General features: G+C 70.4%; 20 protein-coding genes. 11 read left to right on the forward strand and 9 right to left on the reverse strand.

The annotated features are described in order from the left end of the window. Window positions 1–13: 13 nt before the first annotated feature. A complete protein-coding gene (locus tag AC3EO4_RS38085) occupies window positions 14–1,003 on the forward strand; it encodes a hypothetical protein (RefSeq protein WP_431900273.1) in 990 nt (329 codons plus the stop codon). On the opposite strand, the gene AC3EO4_RS38090 is transcribed toward AC3EO4_RS38085, so the two are convergent. The 3 genes from AC3EO4_RS38090 to AC3EO4_RS38100 form a co-directional block, all read right to left on the reverse strand. Then, window positions 911–1,540 carry a VC0807 family protein gene (locus tag AC3EO4_RS38090; protein ID WP_379575419.1) on the reverse strand — a complete coding sequence of 210 codons (630 nt, stop codon included), beginning with the start codon at window positions 1,538–1,540 and terminating at the stop codon, window positions 911–913. The genes AC3EO4_RS38085 and AC3EO4_RS38090 overlap by 93 nt on opposite strands. A 269-nt stretch (window positions 1,541–1,809) precedes the next feature. After that, window positions 1,810–2,466, reverse strand: coding sequence for a leucine efflux protein LeuE (gene leuE / locus AC3EO4_RS38095; protein WP_431900274.1), 657 nt, complete (start codon window positions 2,464–2,466; stop codon window positions 1,810–1,812). Between the two features lie 57 nt (window positions 2,467–2,523). Beyond that, complete coding sequence (locus AC3EO4_RS38100; protein ID WP_379575421.1) at window positions 2,524–3,729, reverse strand: serine hydrolase domain-containing protein; 1,206 nt, start codon at window positions 3,727–3,729, stop codon at window positions 2,524–2,526. Between the two features lie 145 nt (window positions 3,730–3,874). Between AC3EO4_RS38100 and AC3EO4_RS38105 the strand changes: the two genes are divergently transcribed. Next, window positions 3,875–4,363 carry a MarR family winged helix-turn-helix transcriptional regulator gene (locus AC3EO4_RS38105; RefSeq protein WP_379575422.1) on the forward strand — a complete coding sequence of 163 codons (489 nt, stop codon included), beginning with the start codon at window positions 3,875–3,877 and terminating at the stop codon, window positions 4,361–4,363. Window positions 4,364–4,389: 26 nt separating this feature from the next. Here the strand turns inward: AC3EO4_RS38105 and AC3EO4_RS38110 are convergent, their stop codons facing one another. Then, a complete protein-coding gene (locus AC3EO4_RS38110) occupies window positions 4,390–5,583 on the reverse strand; it encodes an amidohydrolase family protein (protein ID WP_431900277.1) in 1,194 nt (397 codons plus the stop codon). 182 nt (window positions 5,584–5,765) lie between these two features. On the opposite strand from AC3EO4_RS38110, the gene AC3EO4_RS38115 reads away from it, so the two are divergent. Both AC3EO4_RS38115 and AC3EO4_RS38120 read left to right on the forward strand, forming a co-directional pair. Next, window positions 5,766–7,820, forward strand: coding sequence for a cellulase family glycosylhydrolase (locus tag AC3EO4_RS38115; RefSeq protein WP_431900278.1), 2,055 nt, complete (start codon window positions 5,766–5,768; stop codon window positions 7,818–7,820). A gap of 106 nt (window positions 7,821–7,926) precedes the next feature. Beyond that, window positions 7,927–10,980: an AfsR/SARP family transcriptional regulator gene (locus AC3EO4_RS38120; protein ID WP_431900279.1), complete on the forward strand. Its 3,054-nt coding sequence runs from the start codon at window positions 7,927–7,929 to the stop codon at window positions 10,978–10,980. Here the strand turns inward: AC3EO4_RS38120 and AC3EO4_RS38125 are convergent. The 3 genes from AC3EO4_RS38125 to AC3EO4_RS38135 form a co-directional block, all read right to left on the reverse strand. Further along, window positions 10,959–11,708, reverse strand: a complete 750-nt coding sequence (locus tag AC3EO4_RS38125) for an ABC transporter permease (protein WP_379575426.1) — start codon at window positions 11,706–11,708, stop codon at window positions 10,959–10,961. The two genes, AC3EO4_RS38120 and AC3EO4_RS38125, sit on opposite strands and share 22 nt — an antisense overlap. Continuing rightward, on the reverse strand, window positions 11,705–12,598 hold the full coding sequence (locus AC3EO4_RS38130; RefSeq protein WP_379575427.1) for an ATP-binding cassette domain-containing protein: 894 nt from the start codon (window positions 12,596–12,598) through the stop codon (window positions 11,705–11,707). Before AC3EO4_RS38130 ends, AC3EO4_RS38125 begins: the two co-directional genes overlap by 4 nt. A 63-nt stretch (window positions 12,599–12,661) precedes the next feature. After that, the gene (locus tag AC3EO4_RS38135) at window positions 12,662–13,138 is read right to left on the reverse strand and encodes an Lrp/AsnC family transcriptional regulator (RefSeq protein ID WP_379575428.1); all 477 of its coding nucleotides are present in this window, start codon (window positions 13,136–13,138) and stop codon (window positions 12,662–12,664) included. A gap of 92 nt (window positions 13,139–13,230) precedes the next feature. On the opposite strand from AC3EO4_RS38135, the gene AC3EO4_RS38140 reads away from it, so the two are divergent. The 5 genes from AC3EO4_RS38140 to AC3EO4_RS38160 all read left to right on the forward strand — a co-directional run bounded on the left by AC3EO4_RS38140 (window position 13,231) and on the right by AC3EO4_RS38160 (window position 21,316). Continuing rightward, on the forward strand, window positions 13,231–13,914 hold the full coding sequence (locus AC3EO4_RS38140) for a nitroreductase family protein (protein WP_379575429.1): 684 nt from the start codon (window positions 13,231–13,233) through the stop codon (window positions 13,912–13,914). A 75-nt stretch (window positions 13,915–13,989) separates the two neighbouring features. Continuing rightward, the gene (locus tag AC3EO4_RS38145) at window positions 13,990–15,816 is read left to right on the forward strand and encodes a M14 family metallopeptidase (protein WP_431900282.1); all 1,827 of its coding nucleotides are present in this window, start codon (window positions 13,990–13,992) and stop codon (window positions 15,814–15,816) included. Window positions 15,817–16,153: 337 nt separating this feature from the next. Next, window positions 16,154–17,713, forward strand: coding sequence for a chitinase (locus AC3EO4_RS38150; RefSeq protein ID WP_379575431.1), 1,560 nt, complete (start codon window positions 16,154–16,156; stop codon window positions 17,711–17,713). Beyond that, entirely contained in the window at window positions 17,710–19,389 is a 1,680-nt protein-coding gene (locus tag AC3EO4_RS38155) for a fibronectin type III domain-containing protein (RefSeq protein ID WP_379575432.1), read from the forward strand. Before AC3EO4_RS38150 ends, AC3EO4_RS38155 begins: the two co-directional genes overlap by 4 nt. 127 nt (window positions 19,390–19,516) lie before the next feature. Then, window positions 19,517–21,316 (forward strand): chitinase, encoded by a 1,800-nt coding sequence (locus AC3EO4_RS38160; RefSeq protein ID WP_431900284.1) that lies wholly within the window; start codon window positions 19,517–19,519, stop codon window positions 21,314–21,316. 36 nt (window positions 21,317–21,352) lie between these two features. Here the strand turns inward: AC3EO4_RS38160 and AC3EO4_RS38165 are convergent, their stop codons facing one another. Next, window positions 21,353–23,317 (reverse strand): molybdopterin-dependent oxidoreductase, encoded by a 1,965-nt coding sequence (locus AC3EO4_RS38165; RefSeq protein WP_431900286.1) that lies wholly within the window; start codon window positions 23,315–23,317, stop codon window positions 21,353–21,355. A gap of 95 nt (window positions 23,318–23,412) precedes the next feature. Between AC3EO4_RS38165 and AC3EO4_RS38170 the strand changes: the two genes are divergently transcribed. Further along, window positions 23,413–24,756, forward strand: coding sequence for a hypothetical protein (locus AC3EO4_RS38170; protein WP_379575435.1), 1,344 nt, complete (start codon window positions 23,413–23,415; stop codon window positions 24,754–24,756). A gap of 73 nt (window positions 24,757–24,829) precedes the next feature. Here the strand turns inward: AC3EO4_RS38170 and erm are convergent, their stop codons facing one another. Beyond that, window positions 24,830–25,642: an ErmE/ErmH/ErmO/ErmR family 23S rRNA (adenine(2058)-N(6))-methyltransferase gene (gene erm, locus AC3EO4_RS38175; RefSeq protein WP_379575436.1), complete on the reverse strand. Its 813-nt coding sequence runs from the start codon at window positions 25,640–25,642 to the stop codon at window positions 24,830–24,832. Between the two features lie 335 nt (window positions 25,643–25,977). On the opposite strand from erm, the gene AC3EO4_RS38180 reads away from it, so the two are divergent. Next, window positions 25,978–26,232: a DUF5915 domain-containing protein gene (locus AC3EO4_RS38180; RefSeq protein ID WP_431900287.1), complete on the forward strand. Its 255-nt coding sequence runs from the start codon at window positions 25,978–25,980 to the stop codon at window positions 26,230–26,232. Window positions 26,233–26,328: the final 96 nt, after the last annotated feature.

Here is a 26,328-nt window from a genome sequence, read left to right on the forward strand (position 1 = left end):
CAGATTCGTCGGCATGGACGTTCCCCAGGCAGGCATCGGCAGGATCACCGCCGCGGTCGTGGCGATGGCCGTCACCCTGCCCTACCTCACCATCAAGATCCTCTGGCTGACCGGCCACATGGTCGGCGTGCTGGACCCCTCGCTGATGAACTCGGGCACGATGGTCGGGCTGAACGCCATGACCTTCGGCATGGACCTCGTGGGCCTCTGCCTCGCGCTGGCCTTCACCACGCGATGGGGGATGCGCCTGCCCGCGTGGCTGGTGCTGGTCCCCATCTGGGTCGGCATCGCGCTGCTGTCGCAGATCCTCATCGCGCTGTCGCTGACGCTGCTGATCCAGGGCCCAGGGGTCTTCTTCGGCGGCGGCATGCTGGAGGGCTGGGTCTACCTGGCCGTCTACGGTGGATTCTCGCTGCAGGGGATCGGGCTGACCGTCGCCTTCGTCCTCTACGCCCGCGACAGGTGGCCGTGGGTCTTCTCCCGGGGCGCCGGGCGGACGGCCGTGCCGTTCCAGCACGCGGTGGGGCGCGGCAGCCTGCTGGTGACCGCGATCGTGGGCGGCGCGAACCTGTACTGGGCCTTCGGCGGCACGGCGGGACTGGACCCGGCGGTGGTGGCCGCCCGGAACCTGCCCGGCGTCATCACGCAGGCCGTCGCGGCGGTGCTCGTCATCGGGGGCGCCGTGGCCTACCTGCGCCTGCTGCGCGGGCACGCGCCGTGGGCGGTGGCCTTGGCGTGGATGGGCAGCGGCTACCTGTTCGCGTGGGGCCTCTACAGGATGATCATCGTCGTGACCGCGGGCCCGCTGGCCTCGAAGACGCCGATGGTCGCGCCCAACCTGGTGGAGCTGTTCTCGATGCTGACCGGCCTGGTGCTGGGACTCGGCGGAGCGTTCCTGCTGATCGAGAGGTCAGGCGGGAGCGTGGTGGAGGCGGTGAAGGACGCGCTTGAAGGCCCACAGCGAGAAGGTGATCGCGAGCCCGCTGATGGCGGCCACCGCTGAGGTGCGCAGCAGCATGTAGGCGCCGATGGACTCGTTGAGGAACAGCCAGATGCTCACCGTGGAGTTGGCCAGGAGCACGAACGCCCACAGCAGGGTGATCCTGGCGAAGAACCTGCGCATCCGCTCGTGCTTGAGCACCGCCTGGGGAAGGTGGATGTAGTCGAGGGTGAGCTTCTGGACCATCGGCCTGTTCAACCTGACCGAGGCGAGGAAGATCATGCTGATGCAGATGGTCCCGAACTCGGGCGTCAGGAAGAAGACGGCGTTGTTGCCGGTCCACAGCGCGACCAGCGCGCGTGCGGTGATCGCGACCGCGGCGAGGAACATCGTCGCGGGCACCCTGACCCTCCTGACGAGCCGCCATCCCACGCCGAAGTACACCCACGCCACCGCCGCTATGAGGGCGCCCGTCTCGCCGAGGAGCATGAGGCCGGTGTAGAAGACGGCCAGCGGGGCGACGACGCCTTCGAGCAGGCGTGGGACGGCCTGCTTCGCCATGGCGGTCAGGCGTGGCAGCACGACAGGGGGATGGTTCAAGTCTGCTCCGTAGTTCGGCCCACGGACAGCGCCTACCCAGAGATGGCGGTACCAGGCATCAGCGGACGCTGCCGTCGGGATTACGGGACGGTTCTCCCGGAGCGCAGGGACGCACCGGTGGCTTACCGTACCTGACGTTCGCGGATGCCACTGTCAGATTGTGCACATTCGGCACTTGTTGATCATGGCGTGGTCGAATGTCATGATTCGTCACATACGTCCAGATAGGCCCGTTGGGTGACAGCGGCCCCCGCGGGGCGGACCGCCCGTCAACCCAGGCTGGCCGTGGCGAGCTTGGCGCCGAAGCCGAGGAAGAGCGCGCCGACTCCTGAGGTGAGCGTCGCCGACAGCTTCCTCCTGGCGCGGAACTGCCCGGCGAGGAAGGTCCCCCCGAAGATCAGCGCCGACAGGTACAGCGCGCTGAACACCTGGATGATCGACCCCAGGATCACGAAGGAGACCACGGGGGCCCCGTAGGAGGGATCCACGAACTGGATGAAGAAGGAGACGAAGAACAGGATCGCCTTCGGGTTCAGCAGGCTGATCGTCAGCGCCTTCCTGAAAGGATGCGCGCCGCGCTCGTCCACCAGCGCGTTCGCCGGAGCATGGGCCGGGTCGGGGGAGCGCCACGCCTTCCACGCGCCCCTGATCATCTGGAAGCCGATCCACGCCAGGTAGCCCGCCCCGGCGTACTTCACGATCGTGAACAGCACCGGGTTGGAGCGCAGCAGCGACGCGGCGCCCGCCGCCGCCAGCACCATGAGGACGGTGTCGCCGACGAAGACGCCCGCCGCCGCCTTGTACCCCTCACGCACGCCGCGCTGGGCGGCGAGGGCGAGGACGTAGAGGGAGTTGGGTCCGGGCAGCAGGATGATGAAGAAGGCTCCTGCCACGTACGTCCAGATGTCGGTCACGCCGAAGAACATGGTCGCTCCTGCTCAAACGAGTCGTTTCACAGTAGCGCGTCGTTTGTCCGGAGATGGTCAGAGCGGCCGGTACCACAGGCCGCCCGGCGCCTGCCGGTGCCCCGTCGACCTGTAGGCGGCGTCCACGAGCGCCTGGCCGCGCGGGTTGATGCCGAGCCCTGGGCCCTGGCGGTTCATGGTGTAGGCGAAGGCCAGGCGAGCGGGAGGGTCGCAGAAGCCCACCGAGCCGCCCATGCCCGCGTGCCCGAACGCGGTCTCGGTCAGCAGCGCGCCCTCGCTGTCGGCGGGCGGCAGATACCCGTTGTCGGCGGCCTTCATGAAGCCGAGCGAGAACCTCGTCGGCACCAGCAGGACCGCGTCCACCGAGCTCGCCGACCTGGCGGGCGACATGACGGCGAGCTGGTCCTGGCTGACCAGGTCGCCGCCGCCGAGCGACAGCGGCCGGTACATCCCGGCCAGCCCGCGCGCGTTGGTGACGCCCCCGACCGCGCCGATCTCGGCCGCGTGCGCGGCCCTGCTGTCCGACTCTCCGGGGGTCATCATGTACCCGCCGTCGTTACCCAGCAGCAGCGCGGGGATCGAGGTGGGGTCCGAGAACGCCTTGGCGTAGAAGCCGGGCAGCTCGGCCGGAGGTTCGGCGGGGATCGTCGGCGCGACCCTGCCCTCCTGCTCCTCGGGCAGTCCGAGCCAGAAGTCCAGCCCGAGAGGCTCGGCGATCTCCTCCCGGAAGAAGGTCCCGAGGGAGCGGCCGCTCACCCTGCGCACGACCTCTCCGACGAGGAAGCCGAAGGTCAGCGCGTGGTAGCCGTGTCTGGTGCCCGGCTCCCAGAACGGCTCCTCGCCCGCCAGCCGTTCGGCCATCAGCTTCCAGTCGTAGAGGGCCCCGCTCGGCAGCGGGTCCCTGAGCGCGGGCAGCCCCGCCTGATGGGCCAGCAGGTGACGCACCAGCGTGCCCGACTTGCCGCGCGTGCCGTACTCGGGCCAGTAGGCGGTGACGGGGGCGTCGAGGTCGAGCTCCCCTCTGGAGGCGAGCACGTGGGCGCACAGCGCGGTGGCGCCCTTGGTGCACGACCACACGTGACCGACGGTGTCGTGGAGCCACGGAACACCGGGGGCCGCCTCGCCACCCCACAGATCGACGACCGTCCGGCCGTCGACGATCACGCACACCGACGCGCCCACGTCCCCGCGGTCGGTGAGATTGCGCTCGAACTCCTCCGCGACCTGCTCGAACCGGGAGTCGCAGGTGCCCTGAACCGTCATCTCCTGAATTCACCATGAAACCGGAACCTCGTCCAGACACCCCGTCCCGCCCCGTCCACTGACCGCCCTCCGGAAGCCCCACGAGAGTGGCGCGACCGTCGGCCGACCTGGCGAGTGGCGATGGGGCGTCCCATAAGGTCGGACCATGAGCAGCGAGCAGGACGCGATCGACGTCATCCTCACCCAGTGGCGGCGCGAGCGTCCGGATCTCGACCTGTCGGCGATGGGGGTCTTCGCCCGCCTCGCCCAGGTGTCGCGGCTGGTGGAGACGGAGGTGGAGCGGGTCTTCCGGCGCCACGGCCTGCGCCCGGGCGAGTTCGACGTGCTGGCGGCGCTGCGCCGGTCGGGCCCGCCGTACACGCTGATCCCGTCGGAGCTGTCCGAGGTGCTGATGATGTCCCGCGCGGGCATGACCAACCGCGTCGACAGGCTGGAGGCGGCGGGGCTGGTCGAACGCAGCCTCGATCCCGCCGACCGGCGCAGCTTCCGGGTCTCGCTCACCGAGCAGGGCCGCGAGGTCATCGACGCCACGCTCACCGAGCACGCGGCCGGCCTGGCCAGGCTGGCCGCCAAGCTCGGCGAGCAGGAGGCCGACACGCTCAACTCCATCCTGCGCGGAATGCTGCGCGCCTGACCGACCTGCGCGCGTGACCCGGGCGCCTAGCGCGCCTGCCGTACCCCGCGCCGCCAGACCTCGCTGATGGCGCGGGTGGCGGTGATGTCGGTGGTCGGGTCGCCGTCCACCAGCAGCAGGTCCGCGCGGAGGCCCGGCGCGATCCTGCCCCGGTCGGCCAGCCCGAAGCGGCGGGCGGGGAGGCTGGTGGCGGCGGCGAGCGCCTCCTCGGCGCTGAGGCCCGCCTCCGTCAGCAGCAGCACCTCGCGGTGCATGCTCGCCCCGTGCAACGGCGCCCACGGGTTGGCGTCGGTCCCCGCCAGCAGCGCCACTCCCGCTCTGTGCAGCGTCCCGACCGCCTGTACGGCGTTGCGGACCCCGTCGGGGTGCACGGGGATGACGCTCCCGTCGCGGTCGAGCGCGGCCTTGGCCTGGTCGGACAGCTTCGAGCCGATCCGCTCGTCGCGCACCAGCTCGGCGCCGCTGGGATCGTTCAGCACGGCCTCGAAGTAGGTCAGCGTGCTGACCACGAACACGCCCTGCGCGGCGATCCTGGCGGCGAGGTCGTCGGTCAGCGGGTCGGTGACGACGTGCGCCAGGCCGTCGACGCCCGCGTCGAGGGCGACGAGGGCGTCCCGCGTGGTGACGGCGTGCGCGATGGCCTGCAGTCCGGCCGCGTGACCGGCCTCGACGAGGGCGGTCACGGTCTCGGGGGACAGGACGGGCAGGTCGAGGCCGCCCACGTGGCCGTTGTCGATGACGATCTTCAGATAGTCGGCGCCCTCGGCCAGCCTGGCCTCGACGAAGCCCTTGGCCTGGCTCGCGTCGGCGACGGTGTCGAACGGTCCCGCCGCGTCGCCGAGGTCGCGCACGCCGGGCGCGTCCATGATCTGGCTGGGGTGGCCGCCCGGCGCGGTGGCGAGGACGCCGGAGCTGCGCAGGTCGGCCACGTCGTCGTGGTCGGCGGCGGCGCGGCGCTGGCGGGCGAGGTTGCCCGGCAGGCAGAACATGTCGAGCTCGGTCGTGACGCCGAACCGCAGCGCCTGGGCGAGGTCGCCGTCGAAGACGTGGGTGTGGGCGTCGATCAGGCCGGGCAGCAGCGTCTTGCCCGAGCCGTCGATCTCGACGTCGGCGGGCAGGTCGTCGGGTGCGGCGATGCGGCCCCCGTCGATGAGGACGTCGGCCTGCGCGGTGGTCGTCAGCCCGTCGAAGACTCGGGCGTTGCGAATCCTGGTTCTCATGCGCCAGATAGTAAGACGTCTAACTATCTTACGTCAAAGCACTTTGGGCGAGAGTGAGAATTACTTTGTAAAGGCCGTAAGGGTTTCTGATCGCGCCAGTCAATTGGGCCTTGTGCGGAGAAGTGGTCGGACCTATTCTCCGATTGATCGTTAGTTAAGTTTCCTAATAAACCGGAGACGCGATGCTCCGACCCATCCGCTTCCTCGCCCTGACCGCGATCCTCACCACCGCGTTGGCGGTCCCCGCCCTCGCCCAGGCGCCCACTCGCCACGAGGCGGAGAGCGCCACCGTCTCCCAGGGGGTGGTCGAGTCCAACCACGCCGGTTTCAGCGGCACCGGCTTCGTCAACTACGACAACGTCCAGGGCTCCTACGTCGAGTTCACCGTGAACGCGCCGGCGGCGGGCACCGCCTCGATCGTGCTCCGCTACGCCAACGGCACCACCGTCAACCGCCCCATGGCCATCGCGGTCAACGGGGCCGGCGTGAACAGGGACTTCCCCGGCACGGGGGCCTGGACCACGTGGGCCTCGACGACCGTCACGGCGCCGGTGAACGCGGGCGCCAACACCATCCGCGCGACCGCCACCACCGCCAACGGCGGGCCCAACCTCGACTACGCAGAGATCGACGTGACCGCCCCGTCGAACGAGTACCAGGCGGAGAGCGCGATCATCTCGCAGGGCGTCGTCGACACCAAGCACGCCGGGTACACCGGTAGCGGTTTCGTGGACTACACCAACGTCGAGGGCTCCTACGTCGAGTTCACCGTGAACGCCGCGGCGGCGGGGAACGCGGCGCTGACCTTCCGTTACGCCAACGGCACCACCGTCAACCGCCCCATGGCCATCGCGGTCAACGGGGCCGGCGTGAACGGGGACTTCCCCGGCACGGGCGCGTGGACCACGTGGGCGGAGACCACGGTCAACGCGGCGCTGAACGCGGGCGCCAACACCGTCCGCGCCACCGCGACGACCGCGAACGGCGGGCCCAATCTGGACCGGCTGACGGTCTCCGCCGCCGGTCCTCCCGACACGGAGAAGCCGTCCGTCCCCGGCGGCCCGCACTCGACGGCCACCACCTCCAGCTCGATCACGCTGGCATGGAACGCCTCCACCGACAACAGCGGGACGATCAAGGACTACCGGGTCTACGAGGGCTCGGCGCTGAAGGCGACCGTGGGCGGCACGTCGGCCACGATCACCGGGCTGGCGCCCTCATCGACCCACACCTACACCGTGACCGCGCGTGACCCGTCGGACAACGAGTCCGACAGGAGCGCCGCCGTCACCGCCACCACCCAGGCGGGCGGCTCGGGCACTCCCGTGGAGGCCAACGGCCGGCTCGCGGTGTGCGGGGTACGGCTGTGCAACGAGCGTGGCGAGCAGATCCAGCTGCGCGGCATGAGCTCGCACGGCCTGCAGTGGTACTCGCAGTGCCTCAACGCCGCCTCGCTGGACGCGCTGGCCACCGACTGGAAGGCCGACGTCCTGCGGATCTCGATGTACATCCAGGAAGGCGGGTACGAGACGAACCCGCGGCTGTTCACCGACCGGGTGCACAACCTGATCGAGATGGCCACGGCGCGCGGGATGTACGCGATCGTCGACTGGCACATGCTCACCCCCGGTGACCCGACGGTGAACCTGAGCAGGGCCAAGACGTTCTTCACCGAGATCGCCCAGCGGCACAACGGCAAGAACAACCTGCTGTACGAGATCGCCAACGAGCCGAACGGCGTGTCGTGGTCGACGATCAGGAACTACGCCCACCAGCTCATTCCGGTGATCAGGCAGCACGACCCCCGGACGCCGATCCTGGTGGGGACGCGTGCGTGGTCGTCGCTCGGCGTCTCCGACGGCGCGAACGAGAGCGAGGTCGTCAACAACCCGGTCAACGCGACCAACATCATGTACACCTTCCACTTCTACGCGGCCTCCCACGGCTCGGAGTACCTGAACGCGCTGTCGAGGGCCGCCGACAGGATCCCGATGTTCGTGACGGAGTTCGGCACGCAGACCGCTTCCGGTGACGGGTCGAACAACTTCACCAGGTCTCAGCAGTACATCGACCTGATGGCGCAGAAGAAGATCAGCTGGGTGAACTGGAACTACTCCGACGACGAGCGTTCGGGTGCGGTCTTCACGGCGGGCACCTGCCCGAACGGGCCGTTCGCCGGCACCTCCAGGCTGAAGCCCGCGGGCGTGTGGGTCCGTGACAGGGTGCGGGCCGACTAGGGCTATTTACCTATAAAACCCACTGAGTTACCATGAAATGGCCGGTATCAAGGGCCCGCGCGGCTGGGGTGGCTGCGCGGGCCTTGCCGGACGGCAAGATGTGGGTATGCGTGTTGCGATTCTCGGTCCGCTGTCGGTGGAGGGACCCGAAGGGCCGATCGAGGTCGGCGGCGCCAGGGTCAGGGCCCTGCTGGCGCTGCTCGCGCTGGAGGAGGGGCGGCTGGTCACCGCCGAACGGCTGATCGGCGCGCTGTGGGCCGACGAGCCCCCCGCCAATGCCGTCAACGCCCTGCAGACGCTGGTCAAGCGGCTGCGCGCGGCGCTCAGGCCGTACGACGTGGTGGAGAGCAGGCCGGGCGGCTACAGGCTGAGCGCGCAGGTGGACGCGCGCTCCTTCCGCGACCTGGCCCGCGTGGGCGAGCTGGACGCGGCGCTGGACCTGTGGCGCGGGCCCGCCCTCGCCGACCTGGCGGCGGTGCCGCACCTGGCCAACGTGGCGGCCGCGCTGGAGGAGGAGAGGCTCGCCGCCGTCGAGGCCAGGGCGGAGGCGAGGCTGGCCGCGGGGCTCGCCGTGGACCTGGCGGCGGAGGTCGCCGCGCACCCGCTGCGCGAGCGGTTGTGCGCGATCGCCGTGCGCGCCATGGCCGCCGCCGGACGGCAGGCCGACGCGCTCGCGCTCTTCGCGCGCACCAGGGCGCGGCTGGCCGACGAGCTGGGCGTCGATCCGGGCCCCGACCTGCGCGCCGCGCATCTGGCCGTGGTCTCGGGGGACCTTCCTGTGGCGCCGCCGGCCGTCGCGCCTGCCGTACGGCGCCGCGGTTCGAGCGTGAAGCGCCCGCTCACGAGCTTCATCGGCCGTGAGGAGGAACTGGAGGAGCTGACCGCCCTGCTGTCAGCCGCCAGGATGGTCTCCATCGTCGGCCCGGGCGGCGCTGGCAAGACCAGGCTGGCGACGGAGGCCGCGCTGCTGGCCGACGAGGCGTGGCTGGTCGAGCTGGCCCCCGTCACCGACCCGGCCGACGTGCCAGGCGCCGTGCTCGACGCTCTGGCTCTGCGCGGCGCCGAACGTCCTGCGCTCGGCGTGCAGGAGGAGGAGGTCACTCCGACGGACCGGCTGCTGGCCGCGCTCGCCGACCGCAAGGCGCTGCTCGTGCTCGACAACTGCGAGCACCTCGTGGAGGCGGCGGCCGTCCTCGCCGAACGCCTGCTCACCGACTGCCCGGGGCTGCGCGTGCTGGCCACCAGCAGGGAGCCGCTCGGCGTGCAGGGCGAGCGGCTTGCGCCCATCCCGCCGCTGGAGCTGCCGCCGGTGGGCGCGGGCCCTTCCGTGGCGGGCACCTGTCCCGCGGTCAGGCTGCTGCTCGACAGGGCCGACGGCGTCACGCTCGACGAGCGGAACGTCGCCGCGATCATCGCGATCTGCCGCAGGCTGGACGGGATGCCGCTGGCGATCGAGCTGGCCGCGGCCAGGCTGCGCACCATGACGCCCGCCCAGCTGGCCGACCGGCTCGACGACAGGTTCAGGCTGCTGACCGGCGGCAGCCGTACGGCGCTGCCGCGCCAGCAGACGCTTCGCGCGGTGGTCGAGTGGAGCTGGGACCTGCTGACCGCGCGGGAGCGGGCGCTGGCCGAGAGCTTCGCCGTCTTCGCGGGAGGCGCGACGCCCGAGGCGGTCGAGGCGGTCTGCGGCGCGGGCATGGAGGTGCTCGGCGCGCTGGTGGACAAGTCACTGGTCAGGATGGACGCCCAGGGCCGCTACACGATGCTGGAGACGATCAGGACCTACGCCATGGAGTGCGGTGAGCAGCCGCGCAGGGCGCACGCCGTCCACTACATGGAGCTCGCGGAGGCGGCGGTGCCGCACCTGCGCGCCCACGAGCAGCTGGAATGGATCGAACGGCTGGCGGCCGAGCGCGACAACCACGCGGCTGCGCTGCGCTGGACGATCGACAGCGGCGAGGTCGAGCTCGCCGTGCGCATGTGCGGGGCGCTGACCTGGTACTGGTGGCTGTGCGGGTACCGGGCCGAGGGCGAGGCGTGGTCCGCGCAGGTGATCGAGCTGGCGGGCGGCGATCCGCCCGAGGGGCTCGCGGCCGCCTACGCCTCCTGCATGTTCGGCATCGGGACCGGCCACATCGGGCGGCTGCTCAGCGAACCGGACTCGCTGCTCGAGGTCGTGGCGCAGCTGGAGCGGGTGGTCGCCCAGGCCCGCGCCGAGGGTCCCGTCCATCCGATGCTGCTGCTGGGCAGGGCCGTGATGGCCGCGATGACCCGGCAGGACGACCGCCTGGCCGAGCTGCTCGCCGAGTACGTGGCGGCGGAGGACCCGTGGCTGGCGAGCGCCGCGCTGATGGTCAGGGGCGGCTGGCGGTCGGCCGATCCGACGGCGGAGGAGGACCTGGAGCGGGCGGTCGCCGGGTTCAGGCGGCTCGGCGACCGGTGGGGCCTGAGCGAGGCGCTGCTCACGCTGGCCGGGGTTCGGGTCGCCCATGACAGGCCCGCGGCGGACCTGGTCGCCGAGGCGGGAACGCTCACCATCGGCTGGGTGAGCGTCGACGAGGCGATCTCCACGCTCACCACGGTGGCGCTGCTGCGCGCCCAGGGCGGTGACATCGAGGGCGCCACCACCGACCTGGCCAGGGCCAGGGCGGCGATGTCCGACGATACGTCGGAGCACGTGGCGCTCCGGCTGCGGCTTGGTGAGGCCGATCTGGCGCGGCTGGCCGGCGATCCTGCGGACGCGCTGGCGATCTACGAGGAGGTGATCGTCACCCTGCCGGCGATGGAGGACGTGCTGCCGCAGCAGCTGAGCTGGGCGCTGACGTCCTACGGCAGGGCGCTGCTGGAGACGGGCGACCTGGGGGGCGCGAGGCGGCAGTTGCTGCTGGCGGTGGAGGCCTTCGGGGCGGCGCCCGATCTGCCGATCCTGGCCTCGGCGCTGGCCGGGTTCGCCGCGGTCGCGCTTGCCTCGGGCGACGCCGAGCGGGCGGCCGTCCTGCTCGGCGGGGCGAGCACGGTCTACGCCGGCTTGAGCGGCGGCGACGCGGACGCGGCCAGGACCGTCGCGGACACCCGCGCCGCGCTCGGCGACGCCGTCTTCGAGGAGGCGTACGAGCGCGGCGCCCGCATGTCGCGCGATCAGCTGACCCGCCTGCTGTAGGCGCGAAGGGCGAGCGGCACGAACACCGCGGCGATGACGGCGGTCCAGCCGAGGCTGATCCACACGTCACCGGCGCGCAGGCCGCCGACCATCAGCCCGCGCAGCGCGGAGGCCAGGTGCGAGACGGGGTTGACGCCCATCCACCACTGCAGCCAGCCGGGCATGTCGGTGGCGGGGATGAAGGCGCTGCTGCCGAAGGTGAGCGGGAGCAGGACCGCGGTCGCCATGCTCTGCATCGTGGTCACGGACTTGATCACCAGCCCCAGGTAGGCCGATCCCCAGCTCAGCGCGAAGGCGAACAGCACGATCAGGCCGACGGCCGCCAGCGCCTCCAGCGGGCCGGTCTGGACTCTGAAGCCCACGACGTAGCCGATCAGCAGGGACATCGCGATGGTGAGCATGAGCGTGGTCAGGTCGGCCAGGATCCGCCCGGCCAGGGGCGCGGCTCTGGCGATCGGCATGGTCCTGAACCGGTCGAACACTCCGTTGTCGATGTCGGTGGCCAGGTTCATGCCGGTGCTGATCGTGGCGATCAGCGCGACCTGGGTGAGCACGCCGGGCAGCATGTAGAGCACCGCGCCGGCCCTGTCGCCGCCGGAGCCGCCGAACAGGTAGACGAACACGACGATCATGAAGACCGGCTGCATCAGGAGCCCGATGAGCTGGCCTGGGCTGTTCTTCATCGGGATGAGGCTGCGCCAGGCGAGGGTGAGGCTCTGCGAGATCATTTCGATGCTCCTGTCAGGCTGAGGAAGACGTCGTCGAGGGAGGGCAGGCGCAGCGCGTGCTCGGCGAGCACGATGCCCGCGTCGTCGAGCTTCCTGAGCAGGGCGGGGGCCTCGGCCAGGTCGTGGACGGGAACGGTCAGCCCGCCCATGATCGTGACGATCTTCTCGGTGTCGCGTTCGTGCAGTGGCCTGACCTCGAGGCGGTGCCCGCCCGCCGTCGCCTTGAGCTCGTCGGGTGTGCCGGAGGCGGCCACGCGGCCGCCGTCGATCAGCAGGATGTCGTCGGCGAGCTGGTCGGCCTCCTCCAGGTACTGCGTGGTCAGCAGCACGGTCACCCCGTCGGCGACCAGGTCCCTGACCACCTGCCACAGCTCGTTGCGGGCGTGTGGGTCCAGCCCGGTGGTCGGCTCGTCGAGGAAGAGCACGCGCGGGCTGCTGACCAGGCTGGCCGCCAGGTCGAGGCGGCGGCGCATGCCTCCCGAGTAGCCGCCCGCCTTCCTGCCGCCCGCCTCGGTCAGCCCGAACCTGTCCAGCAGCTCCGCGGCCCTGGCCCTGGCCCTGTCGCGGGGCAGGCCGAGCAGGCGGCCCATCATCACCAGGTTCTGGGTGCCGGTCAGCTGCTCGTCGACGGAGGCGTACTGGCCGGTCAGGCCGATCAGCTCGCGCACCTTCGCCGCCTGCCTGCGCACGTCGAACCCGCCGACGCTGGCGCTGCCCTCGTCGGGGCTCTGGAGGGTGGCGAGGATGCGCACGGCCGTGGTCTTGCCCGCGCCGTTCGGCCCGAGAACGCCGAGCACCGTCCCTGTCCTGGCGCGCAGGTCGATCCCGGCCAGGGCCACCTTGTCGCCGTATCGTTTGACGAGCCCTTCGGCTTCGATCGCGTAGGTCATGCCCCTACGGTGTCGCCGGCCGCTGTCAGCGGCGTGGCAGGCGGCTGGCAGGCCGCCGTCGGGTCATCGCGCGATGCCTGCCAGGGGGTGGACCCGGTGCGCGACGACCTCCGACAGCGTGATGACGGTCGTGCTGCGCCGTACGCCGGGGATGGCCAGCATGCCGTCGATGACCTGCTGGACGTGCTCGTTGTCGCGCCCGGCGATGCGACACCACACGTCGCCTGGGCCCGTGACGATGTAGGCCTCCAGCAGTTCGGGGATGGCGTGCAGGGCGGCGGAGATGTGTTCGCGGGAGGCCTGTTCGACCTCCAGCGTGGTGAAGGCCTGCACGGGGTAGCCGAGCGCGGTGGGGGACAGGGTGGGGCCGAACCCGGTGATCACGCCGTCGGCGGCCATCCTGTCCAGCCGCGCCTGCACGGTTCCGCGCGCGACCCCGGCCAGGCGGGCGATCTCCAGCAGGCCGGTGCGCGGTCGTTCGCGCACCAGGCGCAGGATCAGCAGGTCGAGTTCGTCGAGTCCGTGACGACGTGCTGGCAATCCGTCTCCTCTATCGCCCTTTGGCTGCCTGTTTGTCAGCATAGAGGCCCAGGTGTTGTCATCATCGTCACCTGTGCGGACACTGCGGAGCCATGGAGCACAAGTATCCGTTCATCCCGTATGTGGCCGACCGTTATGACGAGGCGGAGATGATCCGCAGGGGCCGCGCGTTCTACGAACATGTGGACAGGCGGCGCAGCGTGCGCTTCTTCAGCGGCGAACCCGTGCCGAGGGAGTGCGTCGAGCTGGCGGTCCTGGCCGCCAACACCGCTCCCTCCGGCGCGCACCAGCAGCCGTGGAAGTTCGTGCTGATCGGCGACCAGGCGACCAAGAGGCGGATCAGGCAGGCCGCCGAGGTCGAGGAGCGACGGAACTACGAGGGCGGGCGGCTGACCCCCGAGTGGCGGGAGGCGCTGGCTCCGCTGGAGACGACCTCAGACAAGGGGTATCTCGAGGTGGTGCCCTGGATCGTGGTGTGCTTCGCCGAGAAGTACGGCGTGCGGCCCGACGGCAGCCGGGTCAAGCACTACTACGTCAACGAGAGTGTGGGCATCGCGTGCGGGCTGTTCGTCACCGCGTTGCACACCATGGGCCTGTCGACGCTCACGCACACGCCCAACCCGATGGCCTTCCTCAGCGAGATCTGCGCACGGCCCGGCAACGAGCGGCCCTACATCCTGTTCCCGATCGGTTACGCCGCCCCCGACGCCGAGGTGCCCGACCTGACGAGGAAGCCTTTGCGCGAGGCGCTGCTGCACTTCTCCTGCACGTCCTGAAATTTGGGCCTTTTCCGGTTGAGGGACCTTCTTCACTCTCAGTGCAGACGCACGTCAAGCCTGAGGAGGCTGAAGGTGAGAAGCCGATTACTCATCCTGCTGTCCGTTCTGGCCCTGATCTGCCTGACCGGCGTGACAGGGGCAGGGGCGAGCGCGGAACCGCCGCCCAACAAGCAGTACAGGGTGCAGGGTCCGGCCGACGCGAAGCAGCGCAGCGCCGTGGCGTCCACGGGCGCGGCGATCGAGGAGATCGCCGCCGACTCCGTGGTGGTCACCGCCACCGCGGCCGAGCTCGCCGCGATCAAACGGCTCGGCTACCGCGTCGCGGAGCTGTCGTCCCCGTTACCCCGGTCCGAGGCGAGGGCCTTTGACTTCCCTCCGTCGGACTCCGGTTACCACAACTACGCGGAGATGACCGCGGACGTGAACGCGCTGGTGGCCGCCCACCCGGGGATCGCCAGCAAGTTCGTCTACGGCAACTCCTACGAGGGAAGGCAGCTGATCGGCGTCAAGATCAGTGACAACGTCGGCTCCGACGAGGCCGAGCCCGAGGTGCTCTTCACCGCCCACCAGCACGCCCGTGAGCACCTCACGGTCGAGATGGCGCTGTACATCATGCACCTGCTGACCGAGGGGTACGGCACCGACGCGCGCATCACCAACCTGGTCAACAACCGCGAGATCTGGATCATGCCGGACCTCAACCCGGACGGCGGCGAGTACGACATCGCCACCGGCTCCTACCGGTCCTGGCGCAAGAACCGGCAGCCCAACGCGGGCTCCTCGGCGGTCGGCACCGACATGAACCGCAACTGGGCCTACAACTGGGGCTGCTGCGGCGGCTCGTCGGGGTCCACCTCCAGCGAGACCTACAGGGGCGCGTCCGCCGAGTCCGCTCCCGAGGTCAAGGCCGTCGCCGACTGGGTGCGCGGCCGGGTCGTCGGCGGCGTCCAGCAGATCAAGGCGCACATCGACTGGCACACCTACAGCGAGCTGATCCTGTGGCCCTACGGCTACACCTTCAACGACACCGCGCCCGGCCTGACCCAGGACGACAGGGACGCGCACGCCACGCTCGGCCAGAACATGGCCTCCACCAACAGCTACACCCCTGAGCAGGCCAGCGACCTGTACATCACCGACGGAACGATCGACGACTGGCTGTGGGGCGTCTACAAGATCTTCAGCTTCACGTTCGAGATGTACCCGACCGGGGCCAGCCCCGGCTTCTACCCGCCCGACGAGCAGATCGTCCCGCAGACCACCCGTAACAGGGAGGCCGTGCTGCGTTTCCTCGAGTACTCCGACTGCGTCTACCGGATCATCGGCAAGGAGACCCAGTACTGCGGAACCGGCGGCGGCACCACCGTCTACTCCGACACCTTCGAGACCGCCACCGGCTGGACCAGCAACCCCGGCGGCACCGACACCGCCACCCTCGGCCTGTGGGAGCGCGGCGACCCCGCCGCCACCACGTCCTCGGGCGCCAAGCAGCTCGGCACCACGGTCAGCGGCGTCAACGACCTGGTGACGGGACGGCTCGCGGGCTCCTCCGCGGGTGCCTACGACGTCGACGGCGGCGTCACCACCATCCAGTCGCCGCCGATCACCCTGCCGGCCTCGGGCACGCTCAACCTGTCGCTGTCGTGGTACCTGGCGCACGGCTCGAACTCCTCCAGCGCCGACTACTTCAGGGTGCGGGTCGTCGGCTCCACCACGACCACGGTCGTCAACCAGACGGGGGCCGCCTCCAACAGGAACGGCTCGTGGACGGTGGCGACGGCCGACCTGAGCGCGCACGCGGGCCAGACGGTCAGGATCGTCATCGACGCGGCGGACGCCTCCACGGCCTCTCTGGTGGAGGCCGGGGTCGACGATGTGAAGATCACCCAAACGCCGTAACCGAAACCTGAGGGACGCCCACCTCTCCCGGCTTCTTCGCAGGCCAGGAGGGGTGGGTTTTTGGGTCTTGTAAGGGGTCGATGTCAAGGCTACGATCGCGACAACTCTTAGGAAACTTTCCTAAAAGAAATCATGAAGGAAGTCGTCCAGGACGATCGCACCCTCGACCAAGCCACCCCACCTGCGAAGACAGTCACGCCCCTCGACGCGGCCCGTCGAGGAGCCCGGCGCGCCGCGCGAGCCCACCGCCGTGGGAGGTCTGCGGCGGCGCCCCCTCGCCTGACCCACCCTGACAGCCCCTGCAAAGGGAGCGCACCCCCCGAAAAGAAGGAACGGCGTGAGATTACGCGCATCAGTGGTAGCACTGATCACCCTCGCTCTCACCTTGGTCGCCCTGCCCGCGCAGGCCGCGGGCCTCACCGCGACCTTCACCAAAGCCGCCGACTGGGGCTCGGGCTTCGAGGGCAAGGTGACGATCACCAACGGCACCGCCGCCCCCGTCGCGTGGAACGTGCAGTTCGACGTACCGGCCGGATACTCCATACCGTCGGCATGGGACGCGACCATGTCCCGCAGCGGCCAGCACTACACCTTCACCCCGCCGAGCTGGGCCGGCCCGCTCGCCGCCGGAGCCAGCACGAGCTTCGGCTTCAACGGCGGCCCAGGCAACTTCCCCGGCATCACCGGCTGCACGATCAACGGCGCCTCCTGCGGCGGCGGCGAACCCCAGCCCGGCGTCCCAGGGCAGCCGGGCGTCGCGAGCGCCACCTCCACCACCTCCGCCATCTCCCTGTCCTGGGGTACGGCGAGCGGCACGGTCACCGGCTACCGGGTCTACGAGGGGTCGACGCTCAAGACCACCGTGACGGGCACCAGCGCCACCATCACCGGCCTGGGCGCCTGCGAGACGCACACCTACACCGTCAAGGCCTACAACTCCGTCGGCGAGTCGGCGGGACGCGACGTCAGCGCCACCACCGCCGGATGCACGACGGGCCCGCTGCCCAGGCACTTCCTCACCGGCTACTGGCACAACTTCGTCAACCCGGCCGTCGAGCTGAAGCTCTCCGCGGTCCCCGCCGAGTACGACCTGGTCGCGATCGCCTTCGGCGAGGCCACCTCGACCGCGGGTGAGGTCGTCTTCAGCGTCGACCCCGGCCTGGCCACCGCGGTGGGCGGCTACACCGACGCCCAGTTCAAGGCCGACGTCGCCGCCCTCCACCAGCGCGGCAAGAAGGTCATCCTGTCGGTCGGCGGCGAGGCGGGCCGCGTCCAGGTCGCCAGCGCCGCGGCGGCCACGAAGTTCGCCGACTCCGTCCACGCCCTCATGCAGAACTACGGCTTCGACGGCGTCGACATCGACCTGGAGAACGGGCTCAACGCCACCTACATGGCCCAGGCCCTCAGGTCGCTGCGGTCGAAGGCGGGCTCCGGCCTGATCATCACGATGGCCCCGCAGACGATCGACATGCAGTCGACGGGCGCCGAGTACTTCAAGCTGGCCCTGTCGATCAAGGACATCCTCACCGTCGTCCACACGCAGTTCTACAACTCCGGCTCCATGCTCGGCTGCGACCAGAACGCCGCCTACTCGCAGGGCACCGTCAACTTCATGGTCGCGCTGGCCTGCATCCAGCTCGAGAACGGCCTGCGCCCCGACCAGGTCGCCCTCGGCCTGCCCGCGGGCCCCGGCGCCGCCGGTGGCGGCATCGTCGCCCCGAGCCTGGTCAACCAGGCGCTCGACTGCCTGGCCAAGCGGACGAGCTGCGGCTCGTTCGTCCCACCCCGCGCCTACCCCGACATCAGGGGCGCGATGACCTGGTCCATCAACTGGGACGCCAGTAACAACTGGAACTTCTCCAAGACCGTCAAGCCGCACCTTCAGGGAATGCCATGAGACGCATCATGCTCGCCTTGGTGGCCGCCTTCGCTCTCGCGGGCGCAGGCCTGGCCACGATCAACCCCGCCGCCGCGCAGAGCGTCACCGTCGCCGCCTACCCCGCGTGGCAGGCCTGGACGCCGTACACGATCGGCACCCGCGTCACCTACAACGGCGTCGACTACGAGTGCATCCAGGCCCACACCTCGCAGCCCGGCTGGGAGCCCGCCAACGTGCCCGCCCTGTGGAAGACGGTCTCCGGCGGGGGCGGCGACACCACAGCGCCCTCGGTGCCGGGCGACCTGCGCACCACGGGGAGCACCTCCAGCAGCATCTCGCTGGCGTGGAACGCCTCGACCGACAACGTCGGCGTCACCGGGTACAACGTCTACCGCGGTTCGACGCTGGTGACGACCGTCACCGGCACCACCCACACCGACACGGGCCTGGCCTCGGGCACCAGCTACACCTACACCGTGCGCGCCCGTGACGCGGCGGGCAACCTGTCGGCCGCGAGCACCGCCGTCACCGCCTCCACCTCGGGCGGGACGGGCACACCAGGACAGCCCGGCGCGCCCGGCGTCACCGGCGCCACCAACACCTCGATCTCCCTGTCGTGGGGCGCCTCCAGCGGCACGGTCACCGGCTACCGGGTCTACGAGGGTTCGACCCAGCGCGCGCAGGTGACCGGCACCTCGGCCACGATCTCCGGCCTCGGCGCCTGCCAGTCGCACACCTACACCGTCAGGGCCTACAACTCGGCGGGCGAGTCCGGTTCCAGCGCCTCCGTCACCGGCTCCACGACCGGATGCCCGACCGGCAGCCGCATGCCGGGCGCGCCGTACCTCTACATGGGCTGGGGCAACCCGCCCAACCCCGGCACCGTCATGGACGCCACCGGCGTCAAGTCCTTCACCATGGCCTTCATCCTGTCCAGCGGCGGCTGCAACGCCGCATGGGACGGCAACCGCCCGCTCACCGGCGGCGCCGACGCCCAGGCCATCTCCACGATCAAGTCGAAGGGCGGCAGCGTCCAGGTCTCCTTCGGCGGCTGGCAGGGCAACAAGCTCGGCCCGAACTGCTCCACCCCGCAGGCCTTCGCCGGCGCCGTCCAGCAGGTCATCAACGCCGTCGGCCCCGCGGTCGTCGACTTCGACATCGAGAACACCGACGAGTTCGAGAATTACACCGTCCAGGACCGCATCCTGAACGGCCTGAAGATCGTCAAGCAGAACAACCCCAACATCAAGATCGTCGTCACCTTCGGCACCACCACGACAGGCCCGAACTCCCACGGCATCCGCCTGATCAACCGCTCCAAGGAGCTCGCGGTCCCGATCGACAACTACACGATCATGCCGTTCGACTTCGGCAGCTCCAACATCTACAACGACACCGTCAACGCCTCCGAAGGCCTGAAGAACGCGCTGAAGAGCGCCTTCGGCTGGACCGACGCCCAGGCGTACGCCCACATGGGCATCTCCGGCATGAACGGGCTGTCCGACCAGCAGGAGCTCACCACCCCCGCGACCTGGACCCAGATCACCAACTGGGCCAAGTCCAAGGGCCTGACCCGCCTGGCCTACTGGGCGGTCAACCGCGACCGTCCGTGCCCGGGCGGCGGCGTCGTCTCCCACTGCAGCGGCATCGCCCAGTCCGACTGGGAGTTCACCAGGACCACCGCAGGGTTCTGATCCAGGCGCACCCCCCGGCGCTCGACCCTCCCGAGCGTCCGCCCGGCTCCCGTCCCGGGAGAGCTCGCCTCCTCTCCCGGGACGGTGAGCCGCACCCCCCACGCACCACGATCGAGGAACCTCACGCATGAACCTGAGGAAGCCGGCGGCCGTGGCCGCCCTCGCGCTCGCCATGACCGCGCTCCCCGTCACGCCCGCGCTCGCCGCCAACATCGCGACCAACCCCGGCTTCGAGTCGGGCCTTGCGGGCTGGACGTGCTCGCTGGCGCAGACCGTGTCCAGCCCCGTGCACGGCGGCACCAAGGCTCTGCAGGGCAGCCCCGCAGGCGACGACTTCGCCCGCTGCCGGCAGACCGTCACCGTCCAGCCGAACACCGCCTACCAGCTGTCCGCGTGGGTCCAGGGCGCCTACGTCTTCCTCGGCGCGACCGGCACCGGAGTGAACGCCAGCACGTGGGGCGCGCCAGGCGCCACCTGGCGGCAGCTGACCACCTCCTTCACGACCGGCGCGAGCACGACGGCCGTCACCATCCACGTCAACGGCTGGTACGGCCAGGGCCCCTACCTCGCCGACGACGTCGTGCTCGACGGCCCGGGAGGTGGCGGCGGAGGCCAGGACACCACCCCGCCGACCGTCCCCGGAGGCCTCGCCGTCGGCAGCCCCACGAGCGGCTCTCTCACCGCCACCTGGTCGGCCTCCACCGACGACTCAGGCACGATCGCCCGCTACGAGATCTCCAGGGACGGCGCCGCCCCCGCGCAGGTCACCACCACCTCCCACACCGCCACCGGCCTGAACCCCGCCACGACCTACCGGTTCAAGGTGCGCGCGTGCGACCCCTCAGGCAACTGCTCGCCGTACACGCAGGAGGTCGCGGGGACCACCACGACCGGAGGGGGAGGACAGAGCGGCAAGCTGATGGTCGGCTACCTGCACGCCTCGTTCGCCAACGGGTCCGGCTACGTCAGGATGGCCGACGTGCCGGGCGAGTGGGACTTCATCAATCTCGCCTTCGGCGAGCCCACCTCGGTCACCTCCGGCGACATCAGGTTCACCAGGTGCCCGGTCGCCGAGTGCCCGAACGTCGAGTCGGAGGCCGACTTCGTCGCCGCCATCAGGGCCAAGCAGGCGGCGGGCAAGAAGGTGCTCATCTCCATCGGCGGGCAGAACGGGCAGGTGCAGCTCACCACCGCCGCCGCCCGCGACACGTTCGTCGAGTCCGTGGCTGCGATCATCGACAGGTACGGCCTCGACGGCCTCGACGTCGACTTCGAGGGCCACTCGCTCTACCTCAACCAGGGCGACACGAACCTGAACAACCCGACCACGCCCGTCGTGGTCAACCTGATCTCCGCGCTGAGGTCGCTCAAGGCCAGGTACGGCACGCGGTTCACGCTCACCATGGCGCCCGAGACGTTCTTCGTGCAGCTCGGTCACCAGTTCTACGGTCCAGGCCCGAACGGCGCGGCCGACAGCAGGAGCGCCTCCTACCTGCCGGTCATCCACGCGCTGCGCAACGACCTGACCCTGCTCCACGTGCAGGACTACAACTCGGGGCCGATCATGGGCCTCGACGGCCAGTACCACACGATGGGCGGCCATGACTTCCACGTGGCGATGACCGACATGCTGCTCGCCGGATTCCCGATCATGGGCAACGCCGGCAACGTGTTCCCCGCCCTCCGCCAGGACCAGGTCGCCATCGGCCTGCCCGCCTCGCCCAACGCGGGCAACGGGTTCACCACCGTCGCCGAGGTCCAGAAGGCGTTCACCTGCCTGGCCAAGGGCACGGGGTGCGGCACCTACCGGCCACGAGGGGTGTACCCGAACCTGCGGGGGCTGATGACCTGGTCGATCAACTGGGACAGGTTCAACGGCTTCGAGTTCTCCCGCTCGCACCGGCCCTACCTGGACGGCCTGAGCTGACGGCCCGCGCCCATGGCCAGGCGTCGCGGTCGGGTCTCAGCCCTCCTGCCCGCGATGCCTGACCATGAGCGTCGGCTTGACGTGCTGCCCGGTGCCCGGCGGGCGGTAGGTGGGCAGCGCCTCGCCGTACTCGTGCATCCAGTCGTGGTCGACGAGCGTGTGCATGCGGCCCGTCAGCGTCAGCCACGGCATGCCCTCCGGCCGCACGGCCGGCCCGGGAACCGCGGCCAGCAGCGCTGCCGTCTCCGGATAGTTGCGCTCCACGATGTGGCCGCGCACCAGCTCCCTCCGGGTGCCCAGGTGCTCCACGGCCAGCTTGCCGAACGCCTCGGCCAGCATCCGCACGTCGGGCATCGGCACGTCGGCGTACTGGGAGGCGCCCACCAGCAGGTCCAGCTTCCCGTTGACCAGATGGTGCACGAAGCAGGGATCGACCTGGTCGCCGTGCGCGAGCGTCAGCACCCTCGGCCAGTTGCGCGGATCGTCCGGCTCGTCGCAGGCGCGCCGTCCCGGCTCGGCCACCAGGTCGAGCGGGTTGCGGTCGTACTCGGGCGCCATGTGCAGCCAGCCCTCGCGCACCGCCTCGGCCAGCACGGGCCACGGCGCCCGGTCGTTGAACAGGCCCTCGCCGAGCTGCCAGGACAGCATCCCCACGTCCGTGCAGTCGTAGCGCCACCTGTCGGCGTGCAGGTAGAAGTAGATCCCCGTGTCCACCACCCGCTCGCCCTCGCCCCTCGGACCGCCCCATCCGCCGCCGCGCACCCCCGCCGAGCCCGTCAGCACCAGCAGCGCCAGCATCGCCCGGTGCGCGGTGTCGGCGTGCTCCGTGCCGAGCCGCCCCGGCATGATCATGCACCTACCGCCCGTGCGCAGCGCGGTCTCGCCCAGCTCGCGCGCCACCTTGACCGCCCTCGAGGCGCTGACGCCGGTGATCGGCTCCTGCCAGCCAGGCGTGTACGGCTCCCGCGCGTCGTCGTAGTCAGCGGGCCACGAACCGGGAAGGCCGTCGCGGGCCACGCCGTACTGGGCCAGCAGCAGGTCGTAGACCGTCGTCACCATGTGGTCGCCCACCCGCACCACCGGCACGCCCCTGCGCAGCACGCCCGACCCCTCGTCGAAGCGGGGGAGCAGCAGCTCGACGCTGCCGCCGCCCTTGCCGTACATGGTGAGCGCGGGGTCGGTCTCCAGCGTCAGGTTCCAGTGCGCCGGGTCGCGGCGGAAACCGAGCGACCCGTTCGGCACCACGGGCCTGCCGCCCCTGGCCAGCAGCACGGTCTTCAGCGCGGCCGTGGGCGAGGTGTCGCCGAGGTCGGCCGCGTTGAGGAAGCGGTGGGCGACGTAGCCGTCGGCGCGTTCGCGCAGCCGCACGAGGAACGGCAGGTCGGTGCGCTGCTTCGCGTGCTCGGCGAACGCGGGCCGCTCCAGGTGGAACTCCTTCAGCAGCACGTGCCCCATCGCCATGGCCAGCGCCGCGTCGGTGCCCGAGCGGACCACGACCGTCTCGTCCGACAGCCGCATCGGATGGCTGCCGATCGCGACCACCTTCTGCCCCTTGTAGCGGCCGGCCACCAGCCAGTGCGCGTCGGGGGAGCGGATCGCGCGGTCGTTCTCGCCCCACATGATCGCGTAGGCGGCCTGCTCCCAGTCGGCCGGTTCCGGCACCTCGGAGCAGGGGCCGAAGACCTGCGTGGCGGCCAGCGGCTGGTCGACCAGCACCGCGCCGCCGATCAGCCCCACGAACCTGGAGATCATGGACGTGGAGTGCGCGGCGACCCTGTCCGGGCCGTACGCGGCGATGGTGTGCACGTGCGCGGCGGCCACCATCTCGGCCACCTCGTCGTCACCGACCGGCGCCACCTCGTTCCCTCTGCCTCGCTGATAGGCCTGCCGTACCTGCGGATTGGCTGTGAGTTGTGACCAGGCCGCGACAGGATCGGCGACCCTGCCGCGCGCCTCCCTGTAAAGCCCGACCAGCACCCCGTTGCCCCGTGATCCCCCCATGCTCCTAATTGAACACACAGAGTGATGATCCGGGGTGCTGCGACCCGCCTTACGGGTGGCAGTACCTTCGATCGTGCGGCAGGCTAGGAGCCGCCATGGACTACGCAGTGCTCACGGGGGTCGTCCTCGTCTCAGGTGTCGTGTTCGCCCTCATCGCCCAGTGGCGTGACTGGCGTCCCCCTCTCTGGATCGCGATCGCGGTCGGCGTAGGGGTGCGCGTGCTGATCATGTACACGTCGGCGATCGACACCTGGCAGCCCGTCGACTTCGTCAACAGCTTCAAGCCGGCCGGCGAGGCGGTCCTCAACAGGCAGGACCCCGTGCTCGGCAGCAACGGCGGCTGGCACTTCCTGCCGACCATCCCCTACGTCTACGGGATCCTGCTGTGGCTGGGCATCCCGTGGGAGTACGCGGGCCGCCTGGTCACCGTGGTCGCCGACATCGCGCTGATCCCGCTGGTGGCGAAGCTGGCAGGAGGGCCGCGCGCGTCGCTGCGCGCCCTGCAGTACGCGCTCAACCCGCTCGCGCTGCTGGTGGCCTCCGTCCACGGCCAGGTCGAGCCGGTCGCCCTGGCCTTCGGCGTGGCCGCCTTCGTGGTGGCGCGCGGCCCCGGCGACCCCGACAGGCACGGCGTCACGATGACGGTCCGCGAGGCGATCGCGGCCATCGACGTCAGGAAGGCCTTCACCTTCCAGGCGGCCGAACTTCCCGACTACCGCAGGGCCCTGTGGGCGGGGCTGCTGATGGGTCTGGCGCTGTGCGCGAAGAGCTGGCCGATCTGGCTCATCCCCGGCATGCTCCTGCTGCTGCCGAACTTCAGGGCGCGGCTCATCGGCCTGGCCGCCACCGGCGTCCCGCCGGTCTTCTTCCTCCTCACGCTGCCGATCTTCGCGGGCACCTCGCTGGCCGACATCCCCAGGGTGATGGAGGTCATGAGCGACATCCGCCCGATCGTCGGCGAGTGGGGCTGGACGGCGGTCCTGGTCGACGGCGAGTGGACCCTCCACTCCGCCTACGCCAAGATCGGCACCTACCTGATCTACGCCACCGTCCTCGCCGTCTGCTGGATGTGGCGCAGGGCCGACCCCGTCGACCTGACCACCGCCATCCTGCTGGCCTTCATGGTCGTCACCCCGCGCCTCGGCGCGCAGTACCTGCTGTGGTTCATGCCGTTCCTGGTCGCCAGGCCCACCCGCTTCGCCTGGCCCGCCATCATCGGCACCTCGCTGTGGGCCGCGATCGGCTACCTCTGGATGACCCAGAGCTGGCAGATCTGGAACGACTGGCATCCCAACTGGGCCAGAGCCTCCATCCTGCTGCTGCCCGTGCTGGCCCTGGCCCTGCCGTGGGCGCGCCGGATCTCCACCACCGCGCCCACGCCACCGGCCAGGCCGCTGTCCGTCACGTCCGAGTCCGACACGGCGGACGTCACCGGCTGACCGCAGCCTTCCCCGAACCCGTCAGCTCAGGGGAGGGGCGGCGGCCGGGCCGGCGAACCGGCCGCCGCCCGTCTCAGCGGTACAGCGAGACGAAGAGCGAGACCCACTGGTCGGGATGGACGAACGCCACGACCGTGTCACGGGCGACGCCCGCCCGGTCGAAGGCCGCGCCCACGTCGGCGTAGTGACGGCTCAGCGAGGCGAACAGGGAGCCGCCGACGCCGGAGAAGCCCAGCTCCACCAGCTCCTGCCACGCGCGGCCGTCGTCGACGAGCGGCTCGGGCCGCCGCTCGATCCGCAGGATCGCCGAGTCGACGGAAGGGACGGGCCTGAAACTCTCCCTGCCGATCCTGCCGAGCAGCTCCCACGAGAACCACGGCCAGCTCTCCACCGTCACCAGGCTCCACCGGCCGAAGTCGCCGCTGCGCTTGCGGGCGTACTCCAGCTGGGTGAGCAGGGTCGCGGAGGTCAGCTCGGGCGCCCGCAGGCACCAGTCGACGATCTTGGAAGTGACCGAGTACGGGATGTTCCCCACGACCGCGAACGGCTCGCTCGGCGGCCGCGCCACGGTGAAGTCGCCCTTGACGATCTTCAGCTTGGTCCTGGCCCTGAGCTTGGCCACCAGCAGCGGGTCGATCTCGTAACCCACGACCTCGGCGCCCGTCCTGGCCAGCGCCGACGTGAGCACTCCCTCACCTGCGCCTGGCTCGAGCACGAGCCCGCTCGGCCTGGCTGCCTTGACCAGCAGATCCACGGCATGCTGATCGACCAGGAAGTTCTGCGAGAGCTCACGCCGCGCCCGATCTCTGGGCGTGCGACCGCCACCGCTGTTCCTGGCCTTCTTCTGGGTATGCGAATAATTTCCGTGCGCGAAGTTCTGCGCCACAGCAAAAGCCCTCTCGGGTCCTCGAGACGAATGGGATCTCGACGGGCCCTGGGCTCGCGTCCTGCGAAGCTAGCGAGCCAGAGCCCGGCTGCTGCGCAGACGCATGAAACAAAGGCATGACATGCGACCAGGCTACGGAAGATCGCTGGAAATCGCGATGCGTTTTTCCGCGGAGATCGTCACCCTGGTGGGATGCGGGCAACGGTCACCCTCACCCCGGCGCGCCTTCCCGACGTGCTCCTGCACGTCGCGGTCGTGCGCCCGGTCTTCCTCTGGGGTGCGCCGGGCACAGCGTCGCCGCCGACGCGGACCACTCGGCCGCCATCCCGGACGGCGTGCTGGTCCTGGACGTGGCCGTGACCCCCGAACTGCTCCTGGAGGGTGTGGCGCGCGACCTCATCCGTGCCGTCCAGCAGGCCAGGCGCGAGGCGGGGTTCGAGGTGGCCGACCGGGTCCGCGTGCGGATCGAGGGCGGAGAGGAGGTGGCGGCGGCGGTGGCCGCGCACCGCGACCTCATCGCCGCAGAGACGCTCGCCGACGAGGTCTGCCACGTTCCAGGCGAGAGCGTGGTCGCGAGAGTCGAACGATGATCCCCTTCGGGGTAACGGGTAGGCGCGAGAACGAGGTGATGATCGGTGACGACGTTCCGGGCTGACAGAACTTGTCGCCGACCGCTGTCGGGTTCT

It is taken from the genome of Nonomuraea sp. bgisy101, assembly GCF_057708945.1.

Coding starts and splice junctions, on each gene's coding strand:
- AC3EO4_RS38110 (WP_431900277.1), bottom strand. CDS start 5,583: ATGAGAACCAGGATTCGCAACGCCCGAGTCTTCGACGGGCTGACGACC.
- AC3EO4_RS38170 (WP_379575435.1), top strand. CDS start 23,413: ATGGACTACGCAGTGCTCACGGGGGTCGTCCTCGTCTCAGGTGTCGTG.
- AC3EO4_RS38165 (WP_431900286.1), bottom strand. CDS start 23,317: ATGGGGGGATCACGGGGCAACGGGGTGCTGGTCGGGCTTTACAGGGAG.
- AC3EO4_RS38155 (WP_379575432.1), top strand. CDS start 17,710: ATGAGACGCATCATGCTCGCCTTGGTGGCCGCCTTCGCTCTCGCGGGC.
- AC3EO4_RS38140 (WP_379575429.1), top strand. CDS start 13,231: ATGGAGCACAAGTATCCGTTCATCCCGTATGTGGCCGACCGTTATGAC.
- AC3EO4_RS38115 (WP_431900278.1), top strand. CDS start 5,766: ATGCTCCGACCCATCCGCTTCCTCGCCCTGACCGCGATCCTCACCACC.
- AC3EO4_RS38105 (WP_379575422.1), top strand. CDS start 3,875: ATGAGCAGCGAGCAGGACGCGATCGACGTCATCCTCACCCAGTGGCGG.
- AC3EO4_RS38120 (WP_431900279.1), top strand. CDS start 7,927: ATGCGTGTTGCGATTCTCGGTCCGCTGTCGGTGGAGGGACCCGAAGGG.
- AC3EO4_RS38100 (WP_379575421.1), bottom strand. CDS start 3,729: ATGACGGTTCAGGGCACCTGCGACTCCCGGTTCGAGCAGGTCGCGGAG.
- leuE (WP_431900274.1), bottom strand. CDS start 2,466: ATGTTCTTCGGCGTGACCGACATCTGGACGTACGTGGCAGGAGCCTTC.
- AC3EO4_RS38085 (WP_431900273.1), top strand. CDS start 14: ATGGACGTTCCCCAGGCAGGCATCGGCAGGATCACCGCCGCGGTCGTG.
- AC3EO4_RS38130 (WP_379575427.1), bottom strand. CDS start 12,598: ATGACCTACGCGATCGAAGCCGAAGGGCTCGTCAAACGATACGGCGAC.
- AC3EO4_RS38125 (WP_379575426.1), bottom strand. CDS start 11,708: ATGATCTCGCAGAGCCTCACCCTCGCCTGGCGCAGCCTCATCCCGATG.
- AC3EO4_RS38160 (WP_431900284.1), top strand. CDS start 19,517: ATGAACCTGAGGAAGCCGGCGGCCGTGGCCGCCCTCGCGCTCGCCATG.